Below are 16,933 nucleotides of genomic sequence, written 5' to 3'. Positions count from 1 at the left end.
GGCCCTCAGGCCGGGTTTGCGGCGGCGGCTGCGTTCTGTGCTGCGAGCGTCTGCTGCGCAGCGGCTGCAACAGCGTCGTCCTTGCCGCCCGAGACCTGAACGGTCGGCACGGCGAGCTTGATGCCGTTTTCGTTGAACGCCTGATGGATCATCCGCAGAGCCCGACGCTTCAGCGTGAACTGCTGGCCGGGAAGGGTCATGACCTTCATCCGCAGGAGCAGGCCGGAGTCGCCCAGGCTGTCGATCCCCTGCATCTTCAGCGGCTCGATCGTCGTCGGCTTGAACTCCGGATCCTCGAACAGCTCCAGGCCGATCTTCTTGATGATCTTGCGAGCCTTCTCGATGTCGGAATCATAGGTGATGGTGATCGTCATCTTCTCGATGACCCAGTCGCGGCTCATGTTCTGCACGGCACCGAGCTCGCTGAAGGGGACGATATAGACCGCGCCGCGGTGGTGCCTGAGCTTGATCGATCGCAGGCTGAAGGATTCGACGGTGCCCTTGTAGCTGCCGCTCTGGATATATTCGCCCACCCGGAAAGCGTCGTCGAGCAGGTAGAACATCCCGCTGATCACGTCCTTGACCACAGTCTGTGCGCCGAAACCGATCGCAACGCCGACAACGCCGGCGCCGGCGATCAATGGGCCGATCTCTACGCCGAGCGACGACAGTGCCATCATGATCGCGACGGCGACGAAGAGGATCATGAGGAAATTGCGAAGGATCGGCAGCAGGGTTCTGAGACGTGTGCGCCGCCGCTCCCGCTCGCTGCCGACTTCGAGGACGGTTTCGGTGTCGCCGAGCTTGCGATCGATCAGCACTTTCACAACGCTCCAGGCGAGGTCGACGACGAGCAGAATGATGCCGGCGCTGAGGAGGCCGCGCACGAGGCGCAGAAGCGGCGAATCCTGCATCGTCATCTGCGTCAGCCTGATATCCAGGGCGTTCGCCAGCAGGATGATGGCGCCGACGATCAGTGCCGCCCTGATGCCGCGCTCGACGATCACCGAAACGACGGTGCCTTTCTTATGGCCGTCCTCTTCGTCCTCGGAAGAGCGCAGGATATTGTCGACCGACGCCTTGGTAAGGGCGATAGCGCCGGGCAGTGCCGCACAGACCACCGCGATCCAGAACAGCCTCATCGCTCCCACCACCCACAGCAGCCAGACGGCAACGAAGTAGACTGTCCAGAGCCAGTTCCGCGCCCGCAGGCCGATGCGGCTCGCCTGGCCGGCCGTCAATCCGGACGGACGTCTCCAGACGGCTTCGATGCCGATGACGAGCAGCACGAGGCCGAGGGCATAGGCCACGAGTTGCCGGGCCGGGACGGAAAAACCGAGTGTGCCGAGCAGGCGGATGGTCACCCAGCCAAAGGCATACCAGCCGACGAGATAGCCGAGGCGTTTCGCCCAGTGGCCGGCGGCATCCCTCGTAATCGGTACGACACGAAACCGGCCTTCTTCCTCTGCTCGCGGCGCCAGAAGCACGTCGAAAAGCGCGCTCGCCAGACGGAAGACCACGATCGCAAAGAGGTAACCGACGACGATTTCCCGAACGACCGGCGGCCATTGGAACAAGAGGAAGAAGCCGATGCTGCCGAGGCCGAACGACAGAACGAAACATGCCGCCCACAGAAGCCTCGCAGCCAGTGCGATCACCCTCTGGCGAACCGTCGCGAAGGGCGCGCGTGTCATCCAGGAGCGCCAGCCGGCGCTGATCCACCAAAACAGCCATTGCGCAGCCAGCCCGACGGCGACGAAGGCAGCGACCAGGAAGATCGGCCGCGTCCCGCCGCTCGCCTGGATGTCCTGGTCGAGTATGGCCGCACCACGCATCGTCTCCGACGGAAAGGACTGGATAGCCCCCAGAAGGCCGGAAGCGTGGACACGGAACCGCATCGCAAATTCCGAAAATGAAGGGTCGCCGTTCGGCGTTGCGACAGGCGGTTCGGTCACGGCCTTGGCTGCTTCCGATTGCTGCTGCAGGAAGCGCTGGACATCCGGATCCGAGAACATGCCGATAAAGCGCTGGACACTTTCAGACTGCGGGCTCGCAGGCGTCGTGCTCTGCGCCACGGCAATGGAGGCACAAAGGAGAATGGATACCAGGGTGGCCCCGATGAGAAGCGGCCTGACCATGCGGATCTTGGAAAGTAAAGGCATCGTCTATCCTGATCTCGATGAAGCTGTTGCGTCTGCCGGTTGCTGAAGCGCTATTGCCTGCATGTCTCCTTCGATCGGCCCGCGGCAGTGCACTCGGACGCCTTCGGTCGCGTACCCACGGGACCCGTGAGGCCGCTGACCTGGCCGGCGTAATTATCTCTGGTGTCGGCATCGACGACGGCGACCGGGGCGGCAAGGATCAGGCCGGCGGCACTACCCGCCGCCGCCGCTGTGCTCGTTGTCGCGGCGAGGATCTTGTCCCCGAGCCCGACCTTGCTGTCGGTCAGCGTCTGGCCGTCGGAAATCCGCGCGCCGATAAGCTGAACGACCTCGGGCGATTCCGCGAATTTTCCGTGGTTCAGCCTGTCGCCCGCCTTGACCTTGGTGAGGTCGATGACCGTGATCTGGTTGTCGGCCAGTTCCTTCTTGTAGGGGGCCTGCTCGGGATCGATGGCGCCGAGTCTGGCGACGTCGCCCCATACCCTGCGCGATACCGCGAGCGCGCGATCGTCTCGCGAAACGAACAAGGTGAAATTCGGATGCTGCTTGCCCATGTCGACGATCTGCTGGCGGAAAACATCGACATCCACGTCGGGCGAGGCCAGCATGACATTCTTGAACTTGGCAGGGAGGCGGCCGTTGCGGATCGCCATCTGGCGAAGCGCTTCCAACGCCAGCCAGTTGCCCATGGAATGCGCGAGGATGGAGACTTCCTTCACCTCTGGATCCCTCGCGAGATACTGGAAGAGCGTCTCCAATGCGTTGCGCGTATAGTTGGTGCTCTCCCTGTCATAGCCATAGGCGAGCAGACTGCCGCGCGACGGCCATGTTACCAGCACGGGCGCGCTGTGGACGCCGGAATCCTTGACGATCTGGGCGAAGCGATAGACCGAGTCTTCGAAGCGGTTGTTGAAGCCGTGGATGAATACCAGCACGCTGCGGTCGCGGCTCTTCCTGACTGAGGCGCTCAGCCATTTCTTTGCGTCGTCGCGCGTGATCTCCTCGGCTTTCAAGGTTGCGAAGTCGGTGGCCGGATTGGATGGAAGTCTTCTCGGCCAGGCGACTTCGCCGATCTTGCGGACGTTTGCAGGCGGGATGGATACGGTGATGTCGGCAAAGGCTGGGGCGAGTGCGCGCTCGCCTGTGAACATTTCGCCTTGGATGGTGGAGCGGCTGCGCGTCGTGGTCACGAGCATGTCGACCTTGGTGGCGTTCGGCGCGCTATCGGCAACCGGGATGAGGACGTTCTTCGGGTGGCCTCCGCATCCGGCCAATGCGCAGACGAGCAGCAGAGCCGAGATCCATTTCAAACCCAGAGCATTTCCTGGTTTCTCCGAGCCACGGAAATGCTCTGTCTTTTTGTTTTCACGCAATTCCGGACGCAAAACCGCTGCGCACTTTTGCTGGAATTGCGCTAGGGAAAGGCTTGGTTGAATTCGGCCGTCACGACATTTTACTGTGCTCACTGGCGTTCCTCATAGCCGTGTCAAGTTCGTACAGGCCTCGACGCCGCACGCCGCGGCGGTCGAAGTCGGCACTGAGGTCAGACTATGCGAAGACGAGATGGCGTGCCCGTATGATCGGGTATGTTACGGTCGGGAAGATAGTATCAGCGGGGTTGCAGGTCCGAGGTGGCGGCGGTCGACGCGATTGCATCGGGATCAGGCACCGTCATCCCCGCCTTGCGTAGTCCTTCGATCAGACGATCGCGATCTTCGGGCTGCATGTTGCGCATTGCGAGTTCCGTTACAATGTTCGGCAGGAAGTCAGGTCGCATGCTGACGAACACCTGTCCTTCCCGGCGGGCGTCGTCCATCATGCCAGCCTCCGCGTAGATGATGGCGGCGACAACATGGAAGAGAGGGAACTTCTGCATGTTCGCCTGCCTGATCTCCAGCACGGCGGTGTGGTTGTCGCGGAGCATATAGGCGGCCAGGGCTCGCGTTCCGTGGTAGAAGCCGCCGCTGCCCGGATTGAGCGCGATGGCCTGGTCCAGCAGGGTTGCTCCGCGCTGCCACTGGCCAGCGATCGCAAGTCGGGTTCCGAACTCGCCCATCAGTTCGGTGTCGTTGGGGTTCGTGGCGAGCGCCTGCTCGCCCACACGCAGTGATTCAGCGAGCTGCCTGTCGAAGAATAGCGCCGTCATCAGTGCTTGAAGCCCGCGCGTATTGTTCGGATCGATCTGCGTTGCGCGCCTGGCGGCATCGAGCGCCCGCTGTATGGCTGTATCCTGGCCTGGTGTCGGATTGAACTTGTACCGGTCCTCATCGAGATAGACGATCGACAGCATTGCCCAGGCGGTCGCATAGCTCGGAAACCGCGCAACCGCAGCCTCGAGACAATCCCGGACGCGCGCATGCGCTTCGGCGCTCAGTTCCGAACGATAGGCATAGAAGCGCAACGTGCACTCATACGCACCGAGATCATCAGGCGGTGGACCGGCGGAGTCGATCTGTGCCATGACCCCATAGGGCTGGGCGATGGCGGTCGCGACCTTTCTGGCGACATCCGTCTGGATCGCAAACAGGTCTCCCGATGCGAGATCATTGTCATAGTTCTCCGACCAGAGGATTTCGCCGTCCGACGTATCGAGCAATCTGGCCGTCACACGAAGGCGCTTGCCCGACATGCGTACCCCGCCGGCAAGGAGATAATGTGCGCCGAATTCGGCCCGGATCTCCGATGCGCCCACATCCACTGGGAGGGACTTGGACGTTTCGCGGCCGAAGACCTTGATCTCCTTGAACCGTGGCAGGATGGTCATCAGCTCTTCAGTCAAGCCGGCCGTGTACAGCTGCGCCTCCGGCCCTTCGCCGAGATTGGCAAACGGGGCCACGACGAGGGCCGGCCGATCGGGCGACAGGCTTGCAACGCGTTCGAGCGACGGAGCGGGAGACCGCGCCCCGATCCAATAGAGCGAAATAGCTGCAGCGAGCGCAGCAGCACCCGGCAACAAGACCCGCTTTGCGCGCCACCAGCGTCCGGGGCGAACCTCGGAGGGTGATGTTTCGCCAGCGTCTTCGTCTCCAATGTCGACTGATGCCGGACAGGACCAGGCGAAGGTTGGAACATACCCGCCTTTGGGAATGTCGATCCTGACCGGGTCATGCTGCCCGGCGACGAGATAATAGCGCTCGAGCGAGCGCCGCAGCCGTCCGGCCTCGATCCTGACCACCGGGTCGTCCTGGGTGAAGCCGGGATCCCGGCCAAACACCTCGATCGCGATCGAATAGGCTTTGATCCGGTTGCCCCGACCCTCGAGGGTTTCCGAGACGACATAGCGGAGAAACGCTGCCGCGCGACCGACGCCTGGAAATTCAGGGCTGGAGACGACACGTTCCAGTTGCTCGCTGATATCGTCGGCTTGAGGCGCCGGCCTTGAAGAAATGGATGCAGCAGACCCCTCTGCTGGTATCGATGTCTGCATGTCTGTCCCCAATCCCCCGTGGAGTCACATCACTGCCAGACCGTATGTTACGGTAACATACTCCACGAACCGATCGTCGTCCATGAAGATCGGGATCTGGCACACGTTGCAGTGGCGACGTCTCGAATGCCGGTAAGGAGTGGACCATGGACGAAGGCGTGACCGCAGTCCGTCGGCAGTTTCCAGCCAGGATCAAGGCGATCGACGATCTCTCTGCCCGCAGTGAGGACTTTCGGGAAATCTGCAGGGACTTTGCCGACGCCCAATCGGCGCTGCAGAAATGGAACGTCTCGACCGATCCGAAACGCGACGAGCGCGTCGTCGAATACCAGGAGCTGATCGCAGAACTCGCCAAGGAGATAGAGGGCGCGCTTGACGCCTCGGTACCGCCAACGGCTCGCTGATGCGTGCGACCAGGCCGGCGACAAGCCATCGCAAGGCGTATGTTACGGTTACCTACTTGCGTTCCATCGCCCGGTAACGACCATCGCGACACACATCCAGCGCTGAACTTTGCGCGCTGAAACTTTGCGCTTCCACGAAACGAAACGCCTCCGAAGGATATTGCCGTGGTTTCCGAAAATTTGGACGAGCCTGCCATTTCCCCAACGCCTCGGAATCCACTCCGCAGGATAGCACTCATCATCGTCCTGCTGGCGCTCGTCCTGTTCGTTCTCTCCATCTTCATGGAGCGGCGCACGCCGTCGACCTCGCAGGCTCAGGTCCAAGCCTATATCGTCGGCATCGCGCCCGAAGTCACCGGCCGGGTTGTGGAAGTGGGAGTCGTCGACAACTCGAGGGTCGATACCGGTCAGGTTCTCTTCCGTATCGATCCCGAGCGCTACGAGCTCGCGGTCAATGAGGCCGAGGCGAGCCTTGCAAGTGTCGGCCAGTCAATGGGCGCGTCAACGGCTGCTGTCGATGCGGCGCAGGCAAAGCTCGTAACGGCCCAAGTCGATCGGGACAATCTTCGCGAACAATCTGCGCGCGCCGAAGAGCTGCAAAAGAGGGGCGTGTATTCCAAAGCGCGGGCTGATTCAACCAAATCGGCTTTCGGTCAGTCAGAGGCGGCCGTCACTGGTGCTGAGGCTGAGCTGGCCAAGGCCAAAGAGCAGCTCGGGCCGAGCGGAAATGACAATCCGCAGCTCCGGGCGGCTTTGGCGGCGCTCGAAAAGGCACGACTCGATCTGGTGCGGACCACCGTTCAGGCACCTTCGGCCGGGGTCGTGACCAACCTCCAACTTACAACCGGTAAGGTCGTGTCGGCTGGACAGTCAGCCATGACCTTTATCGATGTCGGAACAATCTGGATCACCGCCGCCTTCAAGGAGAACAGCCTCGAGAAGGTCGCAGTCGGCAACCAGGCGGAAGTCCTTTTCGACGCGCTTCCCGGTCGAGTGTTTCCGGCCCAAGTCGAGAGCGTTGGTTTCGGCGTATCGCAAGGCAGCACGGATCCGAACACCGGATTGCCGACGATCCGGAGCGATAGCGGCTGGGTCCAGGAGCCGCAGCGGTTTCCGGTCCGGCTCATCATCGAGGAGGCGCAGAGGCCGAAGGGCGGCGTGCGCTACGGATCGCAGGCGACCGTCGTCATCTACACGGGCGACAATCCGGTCACCAATGCCTGGGGGTCGCTCTGGATCCGCATCATGTCGGTGCTGACCTATGTCCGCTGAGAGGAGCCCCGCGGTCGAGGAGCAGAAACGCAAGGGACTGCGGGTCGCATTCGCAGTCTCCATCGGCTTCACGTTCGCGGTCTATGCCGGGGCCATCGTGCCTTTCCTCGGCCCGCTCTTTGCCGCCCAGTTTCTGCTCGGAAGTTCGCGGCCCATGCCGCTCGGCAAGACTATCGGCGCAGCGATGATCATCCTGATCGCCGGGATGGCGATGATGGTTCTGACCAACGTGCTCGGCGCCCGTCCGGCACCCTTTCTGCTGATCCTGGGGCTGATCTATTTCGCATGCTTCGCCGCACAGTCGACGGGAAAGGGAGGACCGGCCGTCTTTCTCGTGCTCGTCGTTTCGATCATCGTGCCTCTGCTCGGCATCCTGAACAAGGAGCTCGCCAATTCCATCCTGTCCATCCTGGTCGCCGGGGTGTTGTCCGGCACGGCTCTGATGTGGTTCGCCCATGCGGTACTTCCCGAGCCGTTCTCCCGTGAGGTCGAGGCGGCGCCGATCGAGGAGCGGCCGCCGGCCTTGCTTCGGGCGCTAGCAAACACGGTCATCCTTCTGGGCTCCGTCGTGATCTGCCTGACGAGCGACAACCTGACCGCTGCGGCGGTCATTCCGATCACCGTGGCGTCGTTGCTCGGGCAGCTCGACGTTGCCGCGAGCGCGCGGACGGCGATCGGGCTCGTGCTCGTCAACCTCTTCGGCGGCGTGCTCGCCTCCGTTGCCTATGCCGCGCTCTCGCTGCGCCCCAATCTTTTCTCGATCTTCCTCATCGTTCTCGTCGTCGTCCTCCTCGTCGGTGGGCGCGCGGCTGCTCGCTCGAAGGACGCGCCGGTTTTTGCCGGCGCCCTGACGACCTTCCTGATCCTCTTTGGCCTCGGGGTCTCGCCTCTGCCGGGCAGTGCTGCAGAATCCTTCGCCACCCGCATCGTTTATGTCGCAGCAGCCTTGATCTACGCGCTGCTGTTTGCCGTCATCCTGTGGCCGCGGACTGCGGAAGCGAAGAGGATATCGCCATGACTCAGGCGTTCTCTGAGAGCACCTTATCTTGAAGAAGTCGGCTGCCTTGAGTCGCGCGATGTTCTTTGGGTTAGCCGCTTCGGCGGCTTCAGTTGACGCCACCCGGAGAACAGAAGATTTCATCAATGTCCGCAAGCACTGCGAACCCGCCCATCTGTGGAAGGATCCACTCGACCCCAAGGGCTTCAGCGAATGCATAAAACAAAGGCGCTATCGCCTCCATTTCTCGCCGACCTGTCAGACCGGGAGCCGCAGGGGCGCAGTACTACCACCTGCAGCGCTAACTGCCGATGCGTTGGCATCGGGTCTTTGCTTTCAATCCGGCACGGAGGAGCTGCCGCCCGTTACCAAGACACTCATTGTTCCCTTCTCTGGGAGGGCTACCCATCAGGTTGCAGCCGGCTGCGGTAATCGTTGCGTTGCACGAGCATTGCGAGCGTACGATTGGAAAATGCGGCATTTCCGGTCACTTCCGGGCCGAGCCACGGCGGGCAGGGCGGTTGGTCGCTTTCGTCGGCAAGCTCGATTTCTGCGACAACGAGTCCGTCGTGAGCGCCACTGTAGACGTCCACCTCCCAAAGGCAGCCATGATGGTTCACCTCATAGCGGATCTTATCCACCACACTCGTTGCAAAGGCGATCATTTCCAGAGCATCGGCATAGGGAATCTCATATTCGAACTCCTCGCGCCTCAGGCGCCCCGGTCCGGAGTTTAACCGTCAGGACGGCGCGTGCCTTATCTATGATCCTGATCCGCACGAACCGGTTTTTCCCAGCCAGCAGGTAGCCTTGGCAAAATGCGGCTCCTTTGGATGCGCCGCCCCGCCAACTATCGTTTACGACGAGGAATTTTCGCTCAATCTCCGCGGTCATCCTTGCCTCCTTTGTCGTTCCGAACCACCGCGAACCTGGATGACGGTGCTTGACGAACTTCCCGACAGGCCCGCTGTCCGAACATTAAAATTGAGTATGCAGGGTGAGTTTCCTTCCTGCTGACATGCCGGATCCAGGACATCCGGAAGGGAATATTGCTACAGCGCCGCGTGTCCTTTTCAGGCGCGCAAAGGACGCTGTAACACTTTCAATCCTCGCATCGGCCGATGCGCTAGGGCTTCAGATCGCGGGCTTGTCCCGACGCCCTGAGCTCTTTAAGTGTTTTGTCCAAACAACTTCCGCCGATTGGTTCACCCAATGCTTTAGCGGTCCCGCCGATCGATATCGTTCCCGCAAGCTTGCTCGGGTTGATGTAGGTTGCCATGCCGTCCGCATCCAATCTCGTGAAGTAGAAGGCTTGGTGCAGGCCCTTATATTCGCAGGTTATGACCATCGGAAATTGTTCGAACGGCTCGGCTGCCTGCGCTTGCGAAACGGATATGCCGGCCAATGGAAGAATGCAGGCAATGGCGACGGACAGCACACGGATCGATGGATAGATCATCACACACTCCTGTTGTTTGATAACATCACCGCCGGACAGCCGGCATTGTCCCGGCTCCGTTGCTCCTGAAATGGCGGTGTCGTCCCACGCGGGCTGATCATCGCATGTCCGCGGCGATCACATTCGGCACAACATGCCGGACGCTGTTGTCTTCGACGTAGCCGCCGGGCCGCTTCTGACGTTTCCCGAGGTCCGGTGCGTCGAACTTCACCTTTTCGTACGGAATCGACTTCAGGATGTGCGAGATGCAGTTGATGCGCGCGCGCTTCTTGTCGTCTGACGGCACGATCCACCATGGGGCGTGCTGGCGGTCCGTCGCCCGGATCATCTCGTCGTAGGCAACCGAGTAGTCCCACCACCGTTGGTACGACTCGACATCCATCGGGCTGAGTTTCCACTGCCGCAGTGGATCCTCGATGCGCCGCCTGAAGCGACGATCCTGTTCTTCCTCGCCGACCGTCAGGAAGTACTTCAGCAGGGTGATACCGCTTTCGACGATCGAGGCCTCGAAACCGGGAGCCAGCTCGAGAAAGCGCCGGGCCTTTTTCTCGGAGCAGAATCCCATCACCCGGTCTACGCCGGGGCGATTGTACCAACTGCGATCGAATATGACGATTTCGCCCGCGGCGGGCATATGCGCGATATAGCGTTGCATATACATTTGCGTCTTTTCGCGATCAGTCGGAGCCGGCAGAGCGATCACGCGAAAGACCCGCGGACTCACGCGCTCGGTAATTCGCTTGATCATCCCGCCCTTGCCGGCAGCATCCCGGCCCTCGAAGATGATCACGATGCGAGCACCCGATTTCTTCACCCAGGCCTGCACGTGCGCGAGCTCGATCTGTAGTTTTACGATCTCCTTGTCGTAGTTCCAGGATTTCTTGCGTTTCTTTTCGTCTACGTCGGTGTCGTCATCCTGCCGTTTGTTCATCACTTCCTCCTTGTCCTGCTAAGGTGCCTTCGCGCCATGACCTCACTTGTGACCACCGGCCAAAGGCCGATCGCTTCCTTCCCCAAGGCGCGCGGCGCGCAGCGCGTCTTCCGTGTCGTCAAAGAAATTTTCTGCTCCGATGCCGGCAACGACGCCTGCGCGTTCCAGCAGCTCCGTGGCCTCGGCGTTCAGGTGAGCGACGCCGAAGGCGATGCCCCGCCCGGAGAGGTTTGCTTGCACGGCATCGAGTGCTGCGGCGCCGGTGCTGTCGATATGCGCAATGGCGCTGGCGTCCAGGATGAGCCTGCGTGTTTCGGCTGGCAGGCCGTCAGCGATGGCGCGCAACCGGATGCGGACATAATCGGCATTGTAAAACAGCAGATTGCCGTGGACGAGACAGATGGCGATGCCTGGAACGCCCCGGGCGTCCGGAAAGCGCTGCATATTGTAGAAGCCATCGCGTCCGGCAATGCGGCCGAGAAGCGCGTCTTTCGGAAACATTGTCTTGCGCAGGAGATAGACCAGGGTGGCAGCGATCGCGACGATGACGCCGTTCAGGACGCCGAAGCTGATGGCTCCGAACATGGCGATCAGGGCGAAGACGAACTCCGCGCGGCTGATGTGCCATATCTTTCTCAACTCGCTGACGTCGATCAGGCTGATTGCGGCTGCCGCCAGGATTGCCGCCAGGGCAGGGATCGGCAGGATGCGCAGGGCGTCATTCAAGAACAGCAGCGCCGCCATCAGGGTCACGGCGGAAACGAGACCGGCTGCCTGCGATCTGCCGCCGACTGCAAGATTGATCGCTGTACGCGAGTCGGATACGGCGATGGGAAATGAACCAAACAGGCCGGGGGCGATGTTCGCCGCGCCCAGCCCGATCAGTTCCTGGTTGGCGTCGACCTCCTCGCCGGAGCGCGAGCCGAAGCTCCGCGCGGCGACGATACTCGAGCCAAAACTGATCAGAAAGACGGCTGCCGACCCAAGCACGATCCTGTCCATGGGCATTTGCGAGAGTGCATGAAGGGAGAATGACGGCAGCCCGGTGGGCAGATCACCAACGACGCGGATGCCTGCGGCTTCAAAGTTGAAGATTGCGGAGAGAATGACGGAAACGACGACGACGACGACGGGTCCCGGTACAGGCAGCCGTGTGGCTTTCACGATCCACAACAATGCGAACATGGCGAGGCCGAACAGCAATGTCGGCCAATGGATCAAGGCATTCTTGCGAATGATCTCGGCAATCGGCGGCAGGAGACCGTCGGACTCGATACGCACCCCGGTAAAGCGGCCGATCTGCCCGACAAGGATGGAGATGGATACGCCGGCAAAGAAACCGACCAGAATCGGGCGGGATAGAAAGCTTGCGAGGACGCCCAGCCGCAGCAGCCGTGCTGCAAAATAGAAGGCTCCGACGCCGAGCGCCAGGGCAGACGCGATCGCAACCGGATCGGCTGAAGTGCCGGCGGGTTGCGCGGCGATGACAGTTCCCATGACCGCCGCGAGAACCGCCATGGTCCCGGCGTCCGGCCCGACCACCAATAGCCGCGACGGCCCGAACAGAGCGTAGGCAACGGGCGCGACGATACTTGCATATATCCCTGTTTCCGGGGGGAGGCCGGCGATGGCGGGATAAGCGATCGCACTCGGCAGGCCGACAGCTGCAATCGACAGCCCCGCAGGAATATCGCTTCGCAGCCAGTCCGCGCGAAATCCCTCCAGGCCCCTGAATATCGGCATATGAAAACTCTGAAGCATGCCACTCCCCCCGGAAATTCATTCATCTGCTGAAGCGAACTCAGGCTACCAGTGGGGTAGCCTCCGATCGCTCCAGACTGGGCGCAGATTGGGCATTGACGAAGATGGTCTTGCCAAGCAGCATCAGCCGAAGGGTCGACCGCGGGCGCTGATGCACCGGCCGAACCCATGGCTGACGAACCGCATAGTCGCGCAGCGACCTAGCCGACTGGTGCCTCCCAATTCAGGAAGAAGCCGATGTCGCCCGGCATGCCGCCCGGAAAACTGATGACCATCGCTTTCAGCTTGTAGCCGTGAGGCCGGGCGACTTCGACGAAAAGATCATATATTTCCTTGGCTTTTCCTTGAAGCGTGGTCGGCCACTCTGGCCGGGCACTGTTGATCGCGCGGCCGCTATCCGTGCAGAAGCTCGACGGAAAGCTATAGACCATGGCCTCGCATTTGCCGTCGGCGGCTGCCTTCATGACGACGCGCCTGATAATGTCACGTTCCTTGTCGCCGACGTGTTTGCGGAAGAAGTCATCGACGAACTCCGCGTGTTTTTTTGCTTCACGCGCTTTGACTTTGTCATCACGCTGCATTTCTATCAGCTGCAGTTCGAGAGCTTTCTGCCTCAATTCGTCCGCGCTAAGCATCTGAGGATTTGACTTTTCACTTTCAGCCATGACGTTCCCTCCCAGTGGTCCAAGGCCAAGACCAAAAATTACACCATCGATAAGTCAGACTAGACAGTACAATACTGTAGGTTCTGGTAACCTACGGCCTTGCCGATATTTTAGCCGTCAACCCTCCCAGTGGGATGAATATGCGGCATGAGCGAAATGCATGAAGCAGGAGTGTTATCGGCTCCATCTCTCGTTGACGTGCCAAACGGGGGCGGCAGGGCACTGGGCCACGACGTGGAACGTTAGGCACCGGTTTCGAAACCGGGATACAGCGTCATTCCGCCGTCGACATAGATCGTCGCTGCGACGATGTAGTCGGTGAAATCAGACGCAAGCCGCACTGCCATCCGGCCTCCCTCTCACTGATGCGCTTGTACGAATAAGCCCCATCAGTTCGGCGTAGGCTTCCGAGGTTTGCCACGCGCTGGTATTGAGCGGCGTGCGAATGGCTCCTAGGTCGATGCCGTTGGCGCGGATACGGTTTTCGGCGTGCCCATGACTTCGTGATCAAGCGGCCCGCGGTCGATTTTAGCCTGCGCGCTGAACTCCGCTTTTGCAAGTGTGTTACTGTAACATACGTCCCAGATCAGTCCCGCGACTACGCCTGGAGCTGTCTTTGCTGTAAATATGGGGCAAAAGACGGCTTGGCCGATGTTTAGCTATCAATCCTCCTCCGCTCGGAGGAGTATGCGGCACGAGCGAAGATACAATAGTCGACAGCCTACACACCATGTCTGACCGCAGGGAGGATTTGAGATGGCTAGACCTCACGCATTGTTACTCGCCACGGGCTTGTTCCTGCCTTTTGCAGGTTTCCCGTTTTCGCCACATGTGACTCCGCCTGCCGCCGCTCAGGAGCCGGCCGCTTCCAATCCCGTCGTGGCGGAAGACGACGCGCCAGCGCCGCTGAGCGAGGACGAACTCGAAATCCTGGTGGCGCGGATCGCGCTTTATCCGGACGAACTGGTTGCGCTCGTCACGTCGGCGTCGCTCTACCCACTCCAGGTCGTGGAAGCAGCCCGGTTTCTCGAAACCTTGAAGAAGCAGCCCGAGCTCAAACCGAAGACGACGTGGGATGGCAGCATCGTATCGCTGCTGAATTATCCTCAGATCGTGACGATGATGAGCGAGGATCTGGACTGGACGCAGTCTCTCGGAGAGGCGCTTTCCTACCAGCAGAAAGACGTTCTGATCGCCATACAGCAACTGCGCGACAAAGCGGTCGCCGACGGCATCATCAAGACGGACGACAAGATCAAGGTCAGCCAGGAGAACGACAACGTCGTGATCGTCTCCGCCAGTCCCGACAAGATCTACGTTCCGCAGTATGCGCCGGAGATGCTGTATGAACCGAATTATGTGGCCGCGCCGATCGGCTACTATTCCGAGCCGTATCCGAACTACTACTATCCGACCGCCACCTTTTTTGCCGGCGTGGTGACGGGAGCAGTGTGGGCGGCTGCCGTCGACTGGAACCGTTGGGGTGTATGGGGCGGGCGCTGGAACGGCAACGTCGATATCGACTGCAACAACTGCTTCAACAACATAAACGGCAAAGTGAATATCAACGACGTCGACTGGAAGAAGGTCGACCGCAGCAAGATCGGTTTCGACAGCGCGCAGTTCAACAAGATCGACCGCAGCTCCTTCCGGACCAGTATCGAGGCGAACGGCAACAACAGGGTCGGAGCAAGAGGCAACGACCGTGCGAACACGATCCGCGATCAGCCAGGCAAAATCAGTGTCAACGATGTCCGCAAGAGCAAGATCGATGCGGACAGGGTCAATGCTGCTCGCAACAAGGCAGGCAATGCAGGAGCGGCTCCTGGGGGCGGGAAGGGCGCGCAGGCTGCGCAGAACCGCAGACCCGAGGCAAGGACGCCGAATAGGGCTGCCGAAAACGCAAGGCCCGGGGTCAACGCCAAACGCCCGGTCGCAAAGCCGAAGCCCGCGGCCCGGGTCGACAGCCGGCCGAGAAAGCCATCGGCCCTTGGTCAGGTCGACAGCGGCAGGCGCGCTGAGATGCAGTCCAACCGCGGCAGACAGGCCATGGCCGGGAGCAATCGTGGCGGCGGTAGAGCAATGCACGGCGGCGGCCGCGGCGGCGGTGGCCGCGGCGGCGGTCGTCGGTGACCGAAAGAAGGAGGAAAGTCATGACAAAGTCAGTCAGAAACATGCTTCTGGGTTCTGTGTTCGCTCTTGCGGCTCTCGCCACCAATGCGGTCCCGACATCTGCAGCAGAGCCATCCGATGCGACCGTCATCTCGGGCTTCGCTTCGCAGAGCGATCCGCCCGTGTTCGAGACGGCGGAACAGGTCGTCGACGCTTTCAAGGCGGCCCTGGCGGCCGACGACTTCGACAAGTTTACGGCGCTGCTGGGTATTGATGCAGCGAAAGCGAAGGCAGGCGAAGGCGTGATGGACACCTACGCACAGATCCGGGACGGCACGAAGAAGAAGATCGTCGTGAAGGACGTCGATGGCCGCAAGATCATCGAGATCGGCGACAAAATGTGGCCTCTACCATTTCCGATCGTGAAGGGCGACGATGGCAAATGGGGTTTCGATACCTATGCCGGGTTCGAGGAGATCATCAATCGTCGCGTCGGCGAGAACGAATTGCAGACCATCGACACGATGAAGGCCTATGTCGACGCCCAAAAGGAATATTCTTCCGCCGACCACGATGACGACGGCGTTCTGGAATATGCCCAGAGACTGATCAGCAGCGACGGCAAAACCGATGGTCTCTATTGGTCGCCTGATCTCGGCGAGGGGGATAGCCCGGCGGGCAATGCCCTCGAAGACAATGCGGCGCTTGATAAGGCGAAAGCCGGCGAGGGCTATTACGGTTATCGCTACAGGATCATCGACGGCCAGGGGCCGAACATCGCGGGTGGAGAGTTCGATTATGTGATCAACGGCAATATGATCGCAGGATTTGCCGTTATCGCCTGGCCGATCCGATATGGCGAAACCGGCGTGCACACATTCGCAGTCAACGCGAACGGTACGGTCTACCAGGCCGATCTCGGCCGGGAGACTGAAAAAATAGCTGCTGGCGTCAGGACCTTCAACCCGGGTGACAATTGGGACGTGACTGCTGATTGAACACGGTCGCGGATGTTTGGAACCAAGTCCGCTCCACCTCGTTGCCGCTTCGTATCTGGCAATGATGCAAAGGAGGAAACGATGATTTCCGCAGATCAGATTCGTGAACATATGGAAGTTCGGGCTGCCGACGGCACCCATGTCGGGACGGTCGATCACCTCGACGGCACCACCCGCATCAAACTGACGAAGACCGACTCGGGGGATGGAAAGCACCACTTGATCCCGCTCGATTGGGTCGATCACGTGGATGCCCACGTCCATCTGTCGAAGAACGCCAGAGATGTCCGAAGCCAATGGGCTACCATCAACTGACAGCCTGTCGGCTGCGGCTTGCGGGCCGCAGCCTCCTTCGAACGGCATAACCATGGCATGATGCCGAAAACCGCTCACCCCTTTCGGCATCAAAGGCCACAGCGTGAAGGTATCGAGGGCCGAGCCGCAATATATCGTCGAGAGCGACAAATCGGGAAAGTGCGCTGCACACAACCTGACGAACTCAAGAAGCTTTGACGCCGGCGGCCGTTCTGTCCAAGCAAAAGGAGATCGATATGCCAGCCAAATCCAAGGCCCAGCAGAAGGCGGCAGGCGCCGCACTTTCGGCCAAGCGTGGCGAGACGCCGAAGAGCGAACTCAAAGGCGCCTCGAAACAGATGGTGGAATCCATGAGCGAGAAACAGCTTGAGGAATTTGCCTCAACCAAGAGGAAAGGCAAACCTCAGCACGTCGCGAAATGAGAGATGTC

General features: G+C 60.7%; 14 protein-coding genes and 2 pseudogenes. 8 read left to right on the top strand and 8 right to left on the bottom strand.

The features are described from left to right. Window positions 1-5: 5 nt before the first annotated feature. The 3 genes from RlegSU303_RS13035 to RlegSU303_RS13025 all read right to left on the bottom strand — a co-directional run bounded on the left by RlegSU303_RS13035 (window position 6) and on the right by RlegSU303_RS13025 (window position 5,589). Entirely contained in the window at window positions 6-2,162 is a 2,157-nt protein-coding gene (locus RlegSU303_RS13035) for a mechanosensitive ion channel family protein (RefSeq protein ID WP_131720144.1), read from the bottom strand. Window positions 2,163-2,212: 50 nt separating this feature from the next. Further along, a complete protein-coding gene (locus tag RlegSU303_RS13030; protein WP_205928088.1) occupies window positions 2,213-3,472 on the bottom strand; it encodes an alpha/beta hydrolase in 1,260 nt (419 codons plus the stop codon). Between the two features lie 299 nt (window positions 3,473-3,771). After that, window positions 3,772-5,589, bottom strand: coding sequence for an adenylate cyclase (locus RlegSU303_RS13025; RefSeq protein ID WP_131645347.1), 1,818 nt, complete (start codon window positions 5,587-5,589; stop codon window positions 3,772-3,774). 146 nt (window positions 5,590-5,735) lie between these two features. Here RlegSU303_RS13025 and RlegSU303_RS13020 point away from each other — a divergent pair, with 146 nt between their 5' ends. From RlegSU303_RS13020 to RlegSU303_RS13010, 3 genes are all read left to right on the top strand, one after another. Then, window positions 5,736-5,993, top strand: coding sequence for a hypothetical protein (locus tag RlegSU303_RS13020; protein ID WP_131720142.1), 258 nt, complete (start codon window positions 5,736-5,738; stop codon window positions 5,991-5,993). A 165-nt stretch (window positions 5,994-6,158) separates the two neighbouring features. After that, complete coding sequence (locus tag RlegSU303_RS13015; RefSeq protein ID WP_017960867.1) at window positions 6,159-7,265, top strand: HlyD family secretion protein; 1,107 nt, start codon at window positions 6,159-6,161, stop codon at window positions 7,263-7,265. Then, window positions 7,255-8,283 (top strand): DUF2955 domain-containing protein, encoded by a 1,029-nt coding sequence (locus RlegSU303_RS13010; protein ID WP_131720141.1) that lies wholly within the window; start codon window positions 7,255-7,257, stop codon window positions 8,281-8,283. The genes RlegSU303_RS13015 and RlegSU303_RS13010 overlap by 11 nt, the downstream gene beginning before the upstream one ends. Before the next feature lie 380 nt (window positions 8,284-8,663). On the opposite strand, the pseudogene RlegSU303_RS13005 reads toward RlegSU303_RS13010, so the two are convergent. From RlegSU303_RS13005 to RlegSU303_RS12985, 5 genes and pseudogenes are all read right to left on the bottom strand, one after another. Next, a pseudogene (locus tag RlegSU303_RS13005) lies at window positions 8,664-9,156 on the bottom strand (CYTH domain-containing protein). A 232-nt stretch (window positions 9,157-9,388) separates the two neighbouring features. Continuing rightward, window positions 9,389-9,721 (bottom strand): hypothetical protein, encoded by a 333-nt coding sequence (locus tag RlegSU303_RS13000; protein WP_131645346.1) that lies wholly within the window; start codon window positions 9,719-9,721, stop codon window positions 9,389-9,391. Between the two features lie 97 nt (window positions 9,722-9,818). Further along, window positions 9,819-10,652 carry a polyphosphate kinase 2 gene (gene ppk2, locus RlegSU303_RS12995; protein ID WP_017960862.1) on the bottom strand — a complete coding sequence of 278 codons (834 nt, stop codon included), beginning with the start codon at window positions 10,650-10,652 and terminating at the stop codon, window positions 9,819-9,821. A gap of 42 nt (window positions 10,653-10,694) precedes the next feature. Further along, a complete protein-coding gene (locus tag RlegSU303_RS12990) occupies window positions 10,695-12,413 on the bottom strand; it encodes a SulP family inorganic anion transporter (RefSeq protein ID WP_131645345.1) in 1,719 nt (572 codons plus the stop codon). 200 nt (window positions 12,414-12,613) lie between these two features. Further along, window positions 12,614-13,078, bottom strand: a complete 465-nt coding sequence (locus RlegSU303_RS12985) for a hypothetical protein (protein ID WP_017960860.1) — start codon at window positions 13,076-13,078, stop codon at window positions 12,614-12,616. A gap of 756 nt (window positions 13,079-13,834) precedes the next feature. Here RlegSU303_RS12985 and RlegSU303_RS12980 point away from each other — a divergent pair. From RlegSU303_RS12980 to RlegSU303_RS12960, 5 genes and pseudogenes are all read left to right on the top strand, one after another. Beyond that, complete coding sequence (locus RlegSU303_RS12980) at window positions 13,835-15,211, top strand: DUF3300 domain-containing protein (protein WP_131645344.1); 1,377 nt, start codon at window positions 13,835-13,837, stop codon at window positions 15,209-15,211. A gap of 20 nt (window positions 15,212-15,231) precedes the next feature. Continuing rightward, window positions 15,232-16,188, top strand: coding sequence for a DUF2950 domain-containing protein (locus RlegSU303_RS12975; RefSeq protein ID WP_017960857.1), 957 nt, complete (start codon window positions 15,232-15,234; stop codon window positions 16,186-16,188). A gap of 81 nt (window positions 16,189-16,269) precedes the next feature. Then, window positions 16,270-16,503: a DUF2171 domain-containing protein gene (locus tag RlegSU303_RS12970; protein ID WP_017960856.1), complete on the top strand. Its 234-nt coding sequence runs from the start codon at window positions 16,270-16,272 to the stop codon at window positions 16,501-16,503. A gap of 79 nt (window positions 16,504-16,582) precedes the next feature. Then, window positions 16,583-16,701, top strand: a pseudogene (locus tag RlegSU303_RS12965) (hypervirulence associated TUDOR domain-containing protein); the annotation flags it as partial. 38 nt (window positions 16,702-16,739) lie between these two features. Further along, on the top strand, window positions 16,740-16,925 hold the full coding sequence (locus RlegSU303_RS12960) for a DUF3008 family protein (protein WP_026158721.1): 186 nt from the start codon (window positions 16,740-16,742) through the stop codon (window positions 16,923-16,925). Window positions 16,926-16,933 lie beyond the last annotated feature (8 nt).

Source organism: Rhizobium sp. SU303, from assembly GCF_021052345.1.
GTDB lineage: Bacteria > Pseudomonadota > Alphaproteobacteria > Rhizobiales > Rhizobiaceae > Rhizobium > Rhizobium laguerreae.
This window is presented reverse-complemented; position numbering and strand designations above follow the sequence as displayed.

What these genes read in the sequence shown, in the direction of transcription:
- RlegSU303_RS13035 (WP_131720144.1), bottom strand. Translation starts at nt 2,162, where the DNA reads ATGCCTTTACTTTCCAAGATCCGCATGGTCAGGCCGCTTCTCATCGGG.
- RlegSU303_RS13025 (WP_131645347.1), bottom strand. Translation starts at nt 5,589, where the DNA reads ATGCAGACATCGATACCAGCAGAGGGGTCTGCTGCATCCATTTCTTCA.
- RlegSU303_RS13020 (WP_131720142.1), top strand. Translation starts at nt 5,736, where the DNA reads ATGGACGAAGGCGTGACCGCAGTCCGTCGGCAGTTTCCAGCCAGGATC.
- RlegSU303_RS13010 (WP_131720141.1), top strand. Translation starts at nt 7,255, where the DNA reads ATGTCCGCTGAGAGGAGCCCCGCGGTCGAGGAGCAGAAACGCAAGGGA.
- RlegSU303_RS13000 (WP_131645346.1), bottom strand. Translation starts at nt 9,721, where the DNA reads ATGATCTATCCATCGATCCGTGTGCTGTCCGTCGCCATTGCCTGCATT.
- ppk2 (WP_017960862.1), bottom strand. Translation starts at nt 10,652, where the DNA reads ATGAACAAACGGCAGGATGACGACACCGACGTAGACGAAAAGAAACGC.
- RlegSU303_RS12990 (WP_131645345.1), bottom strand. Translation starts at nt 12,413, where the DNA reads ATGCTTCAGAGTTTTCATATGCCGATATTCAGGGGCCTGGAGGGATTT.
- RlegSU303_RS12985 (WP_017960860.1), bottom strand. Translation starts at nt 13,078, where the DNA reads ATGGCTGAAAGTGAAAAGTCAAATCCTCAGATGCTTAGCGCGGACGAA.
- RlegSU303_RS12980 (WP_131645344.1), top strand. Translation starts at nt 13,835, where the DNA reads ATGGCTAGACCTCACGCATTGTTACTCGCCACGGGCTTGTTCCTGCCT.
- RlegSU303_RS12975 (WP_017960857.1), top strand. Translation starts at nt 15,232, where the DNA reads ATGACAAAGTCAGTCAGAAACATGCTTCTGGGTTCTGTGTTCGCTCTT.
- RlegSU303_RS12970 (WP_017960856.1), top strand. Translation starts at nt 16,270, where the DNA reads ATGATTTCCGCAGATCAGATTCGTGAACATATGGAAGTTCGGGCTGCC.
- RlegSU303_RS12960 (WP_026158721.1), top strand. Translation starts at nt 16,740, where the DNA reads ATGCCAGCCAAATCCAAGGCCCAGCAGAAGGCGGCAGGCGCCGCACTT.